The sequence below is a fragment of the Brachybacterium atlanticum genome, assembly GCF_025669985.1.
Lineage (GTDB): Bacteria > Actinomycetota > Actinomycetes > Actinomycetales > Dermabacteraceae > Brachybacterium > Brachybacterium conglomeratum.
This window is the reverse complement of sequence record NZ_JAKJJW010000006.1, coordinates 28,807-40,996: the sequence shown is the minus strand read 5'-3', so window position 1 is coordinate 40,996 and position 12,190 is coordinate 28,807. Positions and strand designations below refer to the sequence as shown.

Below are 12,190 nucleotides of genomic sequence, written 5' to 3'. Positions count from 1 at the left end.
CGATCAGCGCGAGGCCGCGGCGGGGTCACTCGCGCGCCGCGGAGCGCCGCCCGACCTCCTCGACCAGGCTGACCACCAGCAGGACGACGACGACAGTCAGCAGGACCCACTGCTCGTACGGGATCGCGAGAATGCCGGCGGCCCCGAGCGCGGCGAGATAGACGATGTGCAGCACCTTGAGCGGCACGCCCAGCAGGCGCGCACCGAAGGGGGTGCGCGCGAACCGCAGGAGGAGGAGCAGCGCGATCGCGCCGAAGCTCAGCACCTTGAGGATCATCGGGAAGGCTCCTGCTCGTCGTTCGGACGCGGGCCGGCGGTGAGCCTCGCGAGGGTCGACCTCACGCTACCGGGGGTTCCTGCGCAGAGACGTCGCGCCCGAGGGCGCCCGAGCGGTGCACCGGGCGCCGCTGGGGCACGCCGGCGCCGACCTCCCCGCCGTCCTCCATCGCGACGACTTGGCCGGCGCGGCGGGCGGCCTGGTTCAGGTCGTGCAGCACCGCGACCGACGTCGTGCCGGTCTCGCGGTTCAACTATCGGCACAGCTGCAGCCGGTCGATCTGGCGGTTGAGCTCGAGATGAGCAAGATGGCGAACACCCCGTTTCACGCCGCGAGGGGAGGTCGGCGTGCAGACGCGAGGAGCGAAGGCGTCGGGCGTTCGGCGGCCCTGGGGGCGGCCGTGCCGGCAGCGCGGGCCGGGCGGCGGAGCACGCCGAAGGGAGTGGGGGCACGGCGCGCTCCGGACCAGTGCCGACGGCCGAGATGTGAAGGCGCCCCCAGCAGGACTCGAACCTGCAACCTACGGATTAGAAGGCCGTTGCTCTATCCATTGAGCTATGGAGGCTGACGGCGCACGAGTCTACCGACGCTGCGACGCCGCCACGGCCAGGAACGCAGTCCGTCTCAGCGACGTCGGCCACGCCGCTGGGCCGCCGACGGGGCCGGGGCGCCGGGCCCGGCCTGGCAGCGGGGGCAGAACCACAGCACCCGCGCCTCGGTGCCCTCGAGCCGCGGTTCGGCGAGCTCGCCGCGCTGGATGCGTGTGCGGCAGCGCCGGCACTGCTTCCCTCCGCGGCCGTAGACCCACAGGTCACCGTCCCGGCCGAGCATCCCACCGGTGGTCACCCGCACCTCACGGTCCCGGTTCAGCACGAGCAGGCGATGGGCGAGGTCGACGAGCGCGCCCGGGTCCTGCTCCGCGGAGACGGGCGCGGCGGGGTGGAGCCGGCGCAGGAAGCACAGCTCGCTGCGGTAGATGTTCCCGATCCCAGCCAAGACGTGCTGGTCGAGGATCGCCAGGCCGATCGGCCGCTCCGGCTCGGCGGCGAGGTTCGCGAGCGCCCGCTCCCGCAGCGCGGGGTCCTCGTCCCACATGGGATCGAGCAGGTCCGGGCCGAGGCTCCCGAGCAGCTTCTCCTCGTCGGCCGTGCGCAGCAGCTTCACCTGCTTCACGTCGTAGGCGATCGCCCGCACCTCGTGACCGTCCTCGTGCCGGGCCTCGAGCACGATCCGGATCGTGTCGCGGGTGCGCGGCCCGGCGCTGGTGTCGCTGGAGCGCAGCGCCCTCCCCTCCACGTTCCAGATCCCGTCCATCATCAGGTGGCTGTGCAGCGTCATCGGCGCAGTCCCGGGCTCGGGCGGGAGGAGCCGGATCAGCAGGTGCTTGCCGCGCGGGCGCACCTCGTGGACTCTCCATCCGGTGAGGTCCGCGGTCGCCGCGCGCGGGACCCGGAGGTCGCAGACGGTGAGCACGGCGCCGGCGAGCGCGTCGTGGAGGATCCGGCACTGGCGCGCGACGGTGTCACCCTCGGGCATCAGCGATCACCCGCCCGCAGTCGCAGCGAGCGCGGTGAGCGGTAGCAGCCGGCCTCCGCGAGCGCGGCCGTGATCGCCGCGACCGGTTCGGTGTCGATCCCGTGCCCGTCGATCCGCTCGATCCGCAGCTGCGGGAGGCGGGAGTCCTCGGCGATCGCGCGGACGAGCTGGGCGGCGGCCTCGGGCGTCGCCCCCTCGTCGGCCCACCACAGCAGGTGCTTGCCGCTCTTGTCGACGTAGGACTGGACATGTCCGTCGCGCAGCAGCACGAGCGCACCGGCGCGGCGGGCGGGCCGCACGGTGACCCCCTCGGGCGGCGTGATCGACAGGGCCGGCCAGGGGAGCGCCGCGCCGTAAGGGTTCGCCGGATCGGTCGCGGCGAGCGCGACGGCAACCGCCTCGGCCGACGGGCCGGCCCCACCGTCGTCGGGCCCGTCGGCGTCGCGTCCGGCCTCGGCCTCCCGGTCCCGGTCGCGCAGCAGGTCCACCGCCTCGGCGGGCGCGAACTGGGAGGCCCCGAGCCCGTCGACGAAGTAGCCGCGGCGGCAGCTGCCGTTCTCCTCGAGCGCGGCCAGCACCCGGTACACCGCGGCGAACCCGCCGGGGACGTCCTCGACATCCATCGCCCCGCGCGTGACCACGCCGTGGCGGTCCAGCAGCAGCGTCGCGAGCGCCGCGGCACGGGCGGCAGGATCGACCGGCTCGACCCGCACCGCGGACCAGCGCCCGGCGCCGACGGGCCCGGTCACGAGCTCGGAGGGGCTGGACGCGCCCTGGCGCATCATCGCCGCGGAGAGCCGCGCCGCGCCCCGACGTCCCAGGCTGCGCGAGCGTGTCGGGGTGCGGGCCGACGGCGCCTTGGCCGGCCCGCGGCCGTAGGAGCGCAGCGCCTCGAAGGAGTCGTTGGTGACCAGGCCCCTGAAGGCGAGGTCCCACAGCGCCTCGTGCAGGTCCTGCGGCCGCGCCGCCTCCCCGTCGTCGGCCAGCGCGGTGAGGATCTCTCCGTGCCGCAGCGCGCCCGGGGTGGTGCGAAGCAGGGCGAGGATCCGCGCCGCGAGGGAGCCGTCCGGGAGCGAGGTCGCGGCCCCCTCGAGCGCGTCGGCGTCGAGCCCCAGGGGGAGGGCGTCGGCGAGGTGGAGGCGGATCCAGCCGTCGTCGGCGCCGAGCCTGCCGTGCCCCGTCCACACCAGCTCCCCGCTCGCGAAGGCGGCGTCCAGCAGGGCGGGCGTCACCTCCGGCAGCCTCGCCGGCAGCACCTGGGACTCCCAGGCCGACAGCGGCAGCGACACCCCGGCGAGCTGGTCCACGACCGAGAGCAGCCCGTCCTTACCGGTCCAGGTGCCGCGCTCCCGTCGGCCGCCGGTGCGGCGCCCCACCAGGTGCTGCCACTGGCCGAGGAAGCGGGCGTAGACGGGCCCCGCGACGGGGGCGATCTCGCGCCGGGAGGCGGCGAGGCTCGCGCGGCGGATGCGGCGCAGCACCCCGACCTCGACCCATTCCTCGCCCTCGCGGCCGGGCGTGAACTCGCCCTGGGACAGGACCCGCTCGGCGGAGAGCTGCTCGAGCGCGGCGCGGGCCACGCCCGGGGCGAGACCGAAGGCCGCCACCGGTGCGTCGGCGAGGAAGGGGCCGCGGCCGCGCGCCCAGCGGGAGAGCAGCTGGGGGACCGCCCGGTCCACCGCGGCCAGGTGCACCTCGGGGATCCCCGGAGGCAGCGCCGTGCCGAGCGCATCGCGCAGCAGGCCGGCGTCCTCGATCGCCGCGAGATGCTCCGCCCCGGCGATCCTCACCGTGAGCACGCGGCGGGACTGCTCGAGCTCGGCGCGGGCGGCGTCGAGATCGAGGCCGTCCACGGCACGCTCGGCGAGCTGCGCGGGGGTGAGCGGGCCCAGGCGGCGCAGTGCGTCCGCGATCTGCTCGGGCCCGCGCAGCGCCCGCTCCTCGGTCAGTCCCTGCAGGCGCTGCTCGACCTCGGCGATCACCTCGGCATCCAGCAGCTCGCGCAGGCTCACCGTGCCCAGCAGCTCGGCCAGCAGCGACTGGTCCAGCGCGAGGGCGGCGGTGCGGCGTTCGGCCAGCGGCGCATCGGTGTCGTACAGGAACTGCGCCATGTAGCCGAACAGCAGCGAGCGCGCGAAGGGGGAGGGTGAGGGCGTCTCGACCTCGCGCACCTGCAGGCGACGCCGCCTGACCTGCCCCATCAGCTCGACCAGGGCCGGCAGGTCGTAGACGTCCTGCAGGCACTCCCGCGCGGCCTCGAGCATGATCGGGAAGTCCGGATGCGGCCTGGCCACCTCGAGCAGGTGCGCGGCGCGCTGACGCTGCTGCCACAGCGGCGCCCGCTGGTTCGGGTTGCGGCGCGGCAGCAGCAGGGCCCGGGCCGCGCACTCCCGGAACCTCGCGGCGAACAGGGCGGAGGAGCCTACGAGACGGCGCACCTCCTCCTCGATCTCCTCCGGCGTGAACACGAACAGGTCCGCGCCGGGCGGCTGCTCGCCGTGCGGGATGCGCAGCACGATCCCGTCGTCCCCGGCCATCACCTGGCCGTCCAGGCCGTAGCGCTCCTCGACCCGGGCGCCGACGGCGAGGGCCCACGGCCCCGTGATCCGCTGCCCGGCCGCGCAGTGCAGCACCACGCGCCAGTCCCCGAGCTCGTCGAGGAAGCGCTCGACGACGAGCTGGTCCGGTCCCGGCACGGCGCCGGTGACCTGCTGCTGCTCGTCGAGCAGGTCGAGCAGCACGGTGCGCGCGTTGTCATCGAGGCCGAGCCCCGTGAGGCGTTCGTCGGCCTCGGGGCGGGGGAGGGCTGCGAGCTCGGACTGCGCGGCGGAGATCGCCCGGCCGAGGCTCGCGGGACGCCCGTCCCCGTCGCCGTGCCAGAACGGGATCCGACCGGTGAGACCGAAGGCGGGGGAGACCGTGACGCGGGAGGCGCTGATCTCCTCGATCCGCCAGCTGCTCGTGCCGAGCGTGATCACGTCCCCGCGGCGGGACTCGTAGACCATCTCCTCGTCGAGCTCGCCCACGCGCCGCGGCTGGGAGTCGCCCTCGGCGGCGACCAGGTGCACCGGGTACAGGCCCCGGTCGGGGATCGTGCCGCCGCTGGTGACGGCGAGACGCTGCGCCCCGGGCCGGGCGGTGAGCGTGCCGGCCTCGCGATCGTGGACGAGCCGCGGCCGCAGCTCGGAGAAGTCGGTGGAGGGGTAGCGCCCGGCGAGCAGGTCGATGGTCTGGTCGAAGGCGGATCGGGGCAGCGCCCGATAGGGATGCGCCGAGCGGACCAGGTCGTACCAGGCGTCGACCTGCAGGTCCTCCATCGCGGCGGCGGAGACGGTGTGCTGGGCGAGGACGTCCAGGGCGTTGCGCGGCACGGTCAGCGGCTCGATCCGCCCGGAGACCGCCTCCTGCACGGCGACCGCGGAGCGCAGCACGTCCACCGCATGCAGCGGGTGCAGCGACCCCTCGGAGACCGCGCCGACGTCGTGCCCGGCCCGGCCCACGCGCTGCAGCAGGCTCGAGACCGACATCGGCGCCGCGACCTGCAGCACCAGGTCCACCGCACCCATGTCGATGCCGAGCTCGAGGGAGCTGGTCGCCACCACGCAGCGCAGCGTCCCCGACTTCAGCTGGTCCTCGATCCCGGCGCGGACCTCCTTGGACATCGAGCCGTGGTGCGCGCGGGCGATGTCCTCGACCTCGACGAGCTCCTCCGCCTCCCCGTCGGGCCCTGCGGCCGCCTCCGTCGTGACCCGCCTCGCGTGGAGCCGGTTCAGCTTCCCGGTGAGGCGCTCGGCCTGGCTGCGGGAGTTCGTGAACACGATCGTGGAGCGATGGGCGAGGACCTCCTCCAGCACCGCCCGCTCGACATGCGGCCAGATCGTCCCCGAGACGTCCTCGTCGTCGACCGCATCGGCGGGCGGCTCGATCGCCTGCAGGTCCGGGACCGGCAGCGTGATCCGCATGTCCCAGCGCTTGGTCGACGGCGGCCGCACCACCACCGCGTCCCGTCCCCGCGCAGAGCCGGTGAGGAAGGCGGCGACCTCCTCGACCGGCTCCACCGTCGCCGACAGCCCGATTCGCTGCGCCGGGGCGGGGAGCATCGCATCGAGCCGCGCCAGGGACAGCGCCAGGTGCACGCCCCGCTTCGTGCCGGCCACGGCATGGACCTCGTCGAGGATCACCGTGTCCACGCCGCGCAGCGTCTCCCGCGCCTGCGAGGTGAGCATCAGGAACAGCGACTCGGGGGTGGTGATGAGGATGTCCGGAGGATAGGTCGCGAGCCGGCGCCGCTCCGCCGGCGGGGTGTCCCCGGTGCGCACGCCCACGCTCAGCCGGCGCCGGGGCAGGCCGAGCCGCTCCGCCGTGCGCGCGGTGCCCACGAGCGGCGAGGTCAGGTTCCGCTCGACGTCGACGCCGAGCGCCTTCAGCGGCGAGATGTACAGGATGCTCGTCGCGGCAGACGACGGGGACGGCGAACCGGCCAGTCGGTCGATCGCGCTGAGGAACGCGGCGAGGGTCTTGCCCGAGCCCGTCGGCGCGACCACGAGGGTGTCCTGCCCCTGCGCGATCGACTCCCACGCCGCGGCCTGCGCCGGGGTGGGCGCCTCGAAGGACTCCTCGAACCACGCCGTCGTGGCAGGGGAGAACGAGGAGGGCAGGCGCGGACGGGACGTGGCCATCGCACCATTGTGGACCGCCGTCCCGACACCCGGGCCCGATGGCCGACCAGGGGACCGTTTTCCGGCCGCCCCCTGCCCCTGCCCAGCGCATCGTGGCAGGATGGATCACACGGCGGGGCCCGCACCGGCTGGTCCCGCGCAGAACTGACGAAGGGATGATCCATATGGCGGAGTACACGCTTCCCGATCTCGACTACGACTACGGCGCGCTGGATCCCTCGATCTCGGGGAAGATCATGGAGCTGCACCACTCCAAGCACCACGCGACCTACGTCAAGGGCGCGAACACGGCGCTGGAGAAGCTCGCCGCGGCGCGTGAGGACGGGGACTTCGGGTCGATCAACCAGTTCTCGAAGGACCTCGCCTTCAACCTCGGTGGTCACACGAACCACTCGATCTTCTGGAAGAACCTCTCGCCGGAGGGCGGCGACAAGCCGACCGGTGAGCTCGCGCAGGCGATCGATGAGTACTTCGGCTCGTTCGAATCCTTCCGTGCGCACTTCACGGCGGCGGCGCTGGGCATTCAGGGTTCGGGCTGGGCGGTGCTCGCCTACGAGCCGATCGGCGGGAACCTCGTGATCGAGCAGTTCTACGATCAGCAGAACGGTGTGCCGGTGGCGACGATCCCGCTGTTCCAGCTGGACATGTGGGAGCACGCTTTCTATCTCGATTACCAGAACGTGAAGGCGGACTACGTCAAGGCGATCTGGAACATCGTGAACTGGGCCGACGTGCAGGCTCGATTCGAGGCCGCGCGCTTCTCGGCGTCCGGTCTCGTCGTGCCGCAGGCCTGAGCCTCACGCACCTGACGCCGACGGGCGGGCCGGACGGCCCGCGCCTCGGCGACACGAGCGGCCGGTCCCTCCTCGGAGGGGCCGGCCGCTTCGCGTCATGACGCGGGCGGCGGCTCGGTGCGACGTCCCCTCGCCCTGACGGTGTTCGCTCCACGTCCTGACGGCAGGCCGCCGCTCCGTGCGCCGTCCCCGCCCGCGACTGTTCCTCCCCAGCCCCTTGCCGTCCACAGGATCAGGCGCACCCTGGTACGGGCGGCACCGCCCGGCGACGCTGAGGTCACTCGGCAGGGTGCCGAGGCCGGGGAGCTCCCCGGCAGCCAGGAAGGACAGCGCCATGCGCGACATCCAGACCACGCTGATGGGGAACGTCACCGCCGATCCCACCGAGCACCGGCAGGAGGACGGATCCACCAGCGTCAAGCTGCGGATCGCCGTCACCGGCCGCTACTACAACACCGCTACGCAGGACTTCGCGGACCGCAAGACCGAGTTCGTCACCGTCTTCGCCCGTCGCGGGCTGGGCCAGAACGTGATGCGCTCGATCCACAAGGGACAGCCGCTGCTGGTCACGGGCCGGCTGAACACCTCGGAGTGGCAGGGCACCGACGGCATCACCCGCTACTCCCTGAACCTCCAGGCCGAGTCCATCGGCCACGACCTCACCTACGGCTCCTCCCAGTTCACCAAGCCGCTGCGCGCGCAGGACGTCCCGAACGTCGACCCGAACTCGGGGGAGATCCTCACCGAGGCGAGTTCGGCGAACCCCGAGGACGCGGACGAGACGGAGGGCGAGGACTCGCTCGCGCCGGCCTTCTGAGACCGACAGGGAGGGGCCCTCAGCTCCCGGACTGCAGGGTCTGCACCAGTGCCTCGGAGATCTCCGGCAGCAGCGCGGCGCCGAGGACGTAGCCGTCCTCGCCGCCGCGGTGCACCGCCGACCAGGTGGTGCCCTCGCCCAGCGCCGCGACCACCACGCGCAGCGCACGGCCCGACGGCAGCGCCGCGTCGCCGGCGCTCTGCTCCTCGTCACGGACCGACCAGGCCGAGGGTGCGAGATCGCAGGCGATCGCGCCGCCGGCGGCCAGATCCGGCCACTGCACCTTCTCGAGCGCGACGAGCGGATCCACCTGCCCGTCGGACGGCCCGGAGGGAGCGGCGCCCTCGTCGAGGTCGATCGGCGTGAGGTGCAGGTCGTCGTGGGCGCCCTCGCCCTCAGCGCCCAGCAGCGAGGCGAGGGCGGGGGAGGCGGCGATGAGTTCGGCGCTGCGGGCGAGCGCGAACAGGCGCGGAGCGGGCAGCGGGCCGTCCTCGACATGGCGGGCGACCTCGAGCACGGCGGCGGCGAGCGCGGCCGTGGGCGCGTCCAGCGGGTCCTGGGCAGGAGTCGTCATCGGATCGAGAGGTCCCTTACAGGTTCGGCCTGACAGAATGGGGTGACCGCCGTGCAGCACGGCGGCACCACACTGTACCCGGGCCGCGTTCTGGGACCCCACGACGTCGGGGACCCCGTGTGCGCTCCGACTCCGAGGCACCAGAGGTTATCTGTGAGTTTCTCCGCCCAGTTCGGCGACATGCCGCGGCCGCGCCCACGACCGGCCCCCGATGGAGGCTCCGGCGAGCCCCGGAGGATCTCCCCGCTGATGATCACGGTGATCGCGCTCGGCGTGCTCATCGCGCTCCTCGCCCTCGCCTCGGAGGTGTGGACGAAGTACCTGTGGATGGACCAGCTCCAGTTCACTGACGTGCTCGTCACGCGGTGGATCACCCAGGCGCTGCTGTTCGCCGCCGGCTTCGTGGTGTTCGCCGTGCCGCTGTTCCTCAGCCTCCGCATCGCCTACACCAAGCGCCCCGTCTACCCGCCGATCACACGGGAGCAGGAGGCGCTGGAGCAGTTCCGCGCCGCGGTGGACCCGCTGCGCCGCGGCCTGACCTACGGCGCTCCGATCGTGATCGGCGCCTTCGGCGGGCTCGCGCTGTCCCGCCGCTGGCAGGACGTGCAGCTGTTCCTGCACCCGCAGGACTTCGGGCAGACCGACCCGGTCTTCGACAACGACATCTCCTTCTACGTCTTCACCCTGCCGGTGATCGACGTGCTGGTCTCCTTCGGGCAGTTCGTGCTGCTCGTCTCGATCGTCGGCGCCCTGATCGGCCACTTCGTCTACGGCGGCGTGAGCTGGGGTCAGGAGAGCGGGCTCGAGGTCACGCGCACCGCGCGCCGCCACCTCGGCGTGCTCGCCGCGATCTACGTGCTCTTCCTCGGGGCGGGGCACTGGTTCCAGCGCTACGACCTGCTCACCGCCTCCCACACCCGCTTCGAGGGCGCCTCCTACGCGGACGTCCACGCGATCCTGCCCGCGCAGACGATCCTCGCGATCGCCGCGGTCGTGGTCGCCGCCCTGTTCGTGGTGTGGATCTTCCGCTCCGACTGGCGCATCCCCGCGATCGGCGCCGGGCTGATGATCCTGTCCACCCTCGCCGTGGGCAACCTCTACCCCTGGGCCATCCAGCAGTTCCAGGTCCAGCCCAATGAGCGCGCGCTCGAGCAGCCCTATATCCAGAACAACATCGATGCGACCCGCACCGCGTTCAACCTCGACGGCGTCACCGAGGTGCCCTACACGGCCATCACGGACGCGACCTCGGGTGCCCTGCGCGAGGACGCCTCGACCACGGCGCAGATCCGCCTGATGGACCCCAACGTCATCTCGCCCACCTTCGAGCAGCGCGAGGCCAACCGCCGCTACTGGGGCTTCGACGACGTCCTGAGCGTGGACCGCTACGAGATCGACGGCCAGCTGCAGGACACCGTGATCGGCGTGCGCGAGCTGCGGCCGGACAAGTTCGGCCTCTCGGACCGCTCCTGGGTCGACCAGCACATCACCTATACCCACGGCTACGGCGCCGCCGCCGCGCACGGCAACCGTCGCAACTCCGACGGCGAGCCGAGCTTCCTGCAGTCGGGCGTGCCCGGCGAGGGCGCACTCGGCGCGTACGAGGAGCGGGTCTACTTCGGCCGCCACTCCCCGGACTACTCGATCGTCGGAGCGCCCGAGGGTACCGACCCCCAGGAGTTCGACTACCAGCAGGGCAGCACGGACGACGAGCAGGGCGGCGAGCAGGTCTACAACACCTTCCAGGGCGACGGCGGACCGGCCGTCGGCAGCTTCTTCAACCAGCTGCTGTACGCGATCAAGTTCCGCGACCCGAACATCGTGATCTCGAACTACCTCAACGAGGAATCGCAGATCCTCTACGACCGCGACCCGCAGCAGCGTGTCCGCGAGGTCGCGCCGTTCCTTTCGCTGGACTCGCAGATGTACCCCGCCGTCGTGGACGACCAGATGGTGTGGGTGGTCGACGGGTACACCACCACGACCGAGTACCCCTACGCGCAGTCGGTCGACCTCGACGCGACGGTCAACGACTCCCAGACCGATCCCAATGCCACCGCGAGCAACCGCCAGCGCTCGGCGAACTACATGCGCAACTCCGTGAAGGCGACCGTGAACGCCTTCGACGGCTCGGTGACGCTGTACACCTGGGACACCGAGGACCCGATCCTGAAGTCCTGGGCCGAGGTGTTCCCGGACGCCCTCCAGCCCGCCTCGGAGATCAGCGGCGAGCTGATGTCGCACTTGCGCTACCCGGCGGACTACTTCAAAGCGCAGCGCCAGATCCTCTCCACGTACCACGTCACCGACGCGGACGACTTCTTCACCCAGCAGGACTTCTGGCAGGTGCCGCCGGACCCGACGGTCCCGGCCCCCACCAACCCCGACGGCAGCGCCGGCCAGCAGGCCCCGCAGCCGCCGATGTACCTCACCATGCAGATGCCGGACGAGGAGCAGCCCCGCTTCACCCTCTCCTCGAGCTTCATCCCCTCCGAGGGGCAGAACGTGCTCACCGGCTTCCTCGCGGTCGACTCGGAGACGGGCAGCACCGAGGGGAACCCGGCGGACAGCTACGGCGACATGACGCTGCTGCGGCTGCCGACCTCCAACCCGGTCAACGGTCCCGGACAGGTCCAGGCGACCTTCAACGCCGAGCCGAACGTGTCCCAGGCGCTGAACCTGCTGCAGCAGGGCGCCTCCGAGGTCATCAACGGCAACCTGCTCACCCTGCCCGTCGGCGGCGGACTGCTGTACGTGCAGCCCGTCTATCTGCAGTCCTCGCAGACCGGCGGCGGCACCCAGTACCCGCTGCTGCAGATGGTGCTGGTCTCCTTCGGCGACCGGATCGGCTTCGCGCCGACGCTGGACGAGGCGCTCGACCTCGTGTTCGGCGGTGACTCGGGCGCCTCCGCCGGCGATGCGGAGGTCTCCGACTCCGATGCCCCGAGCGGCACGGCCGACGCCGAGACCGGCGAGGGCACCGTCGAGGAGGGAGACGGGGAGGCCCCCGCCGAGGGAGAGGAGCCGCCCGCCGACGACGAGCAGCAGGCTCCCGCCGCCGACGGCACCCCCCAGCAGCGCCTCGATCAGGCGCTGACCGACATGGACACCGCGGTCGCCGACTCCGAGAAGGCGATGGCCGAGGGGGACTGGGCCGCCTACGGCGATGCGCAGGACCGTCTGGCCGATGCGCTGAACCGGGCTGTCCAGGCCAACCAGGAGCTCGGCGGGTCCGGCACGCCGGCGACCTCCGACGGCGGCGGGGAGGGCTGACCCTCCGCCTTCGACCGCCGGGAGCATCCCGGATCCGAGGACGCCCGTCGCGGCGCCGGCCGTGGCCGGTGCGCGGCGGGCGTCCTCGTCGTCGGCAGCGCGCGGAGCTGCGCAGCGGAGGCCGCGGACGTGGTGCGCGAGACGGGCCGCGAAAGTCGCAGCAGGGCGTTCCAGGCACGAGAGAGCAGGTGAATTGCCCGTGAACGTGGCATGGCCCACGTCGGAGGGCTTTCGGCTGGA

The 12,190-nt window shown here is 72.6% G+C and carries 8 protein-coding genes and 1 tRNA gene; 3 read left to right on the top strand and 6 right to left on the bottom strand.

Annotated features, from left to right (window positions below; translation table 11 throughout):
• Positions 1 to 25 precede the first annotated feature (25 nt).
• From L3K22_RS04375 to L3K22_RS04355, 5 genes are all read right to left on the bottom strand, one after another.
• Complete coding sequence (locus tag L3K22_RS04375) at positions 26 to 277, bottom strand: hypothetical protein (RefSeq protein WP_263310321.1); 252 nt, start codon at positions 275 to 277, stop codon at positions 26 to 28.
• A 61-nt stretch (positions 278 to 338) separates the two neighbouring features.
• On the bottom strand, positions 339 to 530 hold the full coding sequence (locus L3K22_RS04370) for a hypothetical protein (protein ID WP_263310320.1): 192 nt from the start codon (positions 528 to 530) through the stop codon (positions 339 to 341).
• Between the two features lie 239 nt (positions 531 to 769).
• Positions 770 to 842, bottom strand: a tRNA-Arg gene (locus L3K22_RS04365).
• A 59-nt stretch (positions 843 to 901) separates the two neighbouring features.
• A complete protein-coding gene (locus tag L3K22_RS04360) occupies positions 902 to 1,813 on the bottom strand; it encodes a DNA-formamidopyrimidine glycosylase family protein (protein WP_263310319.1) in 912 nt (303 codons plus the stop codon).
• Positions 1,813 to 6,492 carry an ATP-dependent helicase gene (locus L3K22_RS04355; RefSeq protein ID WP_263310318.1) on the bottom strand — a complete coding sequence of 1,560 codons (4,680 nt, stop codon included), beginning with the start codon at positions 6,490 to 6,492 and terminating at the stop codon, positions 1,813 to 1,815. Before L3K22_RS04355 ends, L3K22_RS04360 begins: the two co-directional genes overlap by 1 nt.
• Before the next feature lie 164 nt (positions 6,493 to 6,656).
• On the opposite strand from L3K22_RS04355, the gene L3K22_RS04350 reads away from it, so the two are divergent.
• Positions 6,657 to 7,286, top strand: coding sequence for a superoxide dismutase (locus L3K22_RS04350; protein WP_263310317.1), 630 nt, complete (start codon positions 6,657 to 6,659; stop codon positions 7,284 to 7,286).
• 334 nt (positions 7,287 to 7,620) lie between these two features.
• Positions 7,621 to 8,103 (top strand): single-stranded DNA-binding protein, encoded by a 483-nt coding sequence (locus L3K22_RS04345; RefSeq protein ID WP_263310316.1) that lies wholly within the window; start codon positions 7,621 to 7,623, stop codon positions 8,101 to 8,103.
• Positions 8,104 to 8,122: 19 nt separating this feature from the next.
• Here the strand turns inward: L3K22_RS04345 and L3K22_RS04340 are convergent, their stop codons facing one another.
• Entirely contained in the window at positions 8,123 to 8,677 is a 555-nt protein-coding gene (locus tag L3K22_RS04340) for a PPA1309 family protein (protein WP_263310315.1), read from the bottom strand.
• A 249-nt stretch (positions 8,678 to 8,926) separates the two neighbouring features.
• Here L3K22_RS04340 and L3K22_RS04335 point away from each other — a divergent pair, with 249 nt between their 5' ends.
• On the top strand, positions 8,927 to 11,950 hold the full coding sequence (locus tag L3K22_RS04335) for a UPF0182 family membrane protein (RefSeq protein ID WP_263310314.1): 3,024 nt from the start codon (positions 8,927 to 8,929) through the stop codon (positions 11,948 to 11,950).
• Positions 11,951 to 12,190 lie beyond the last annotated feature (240 nt).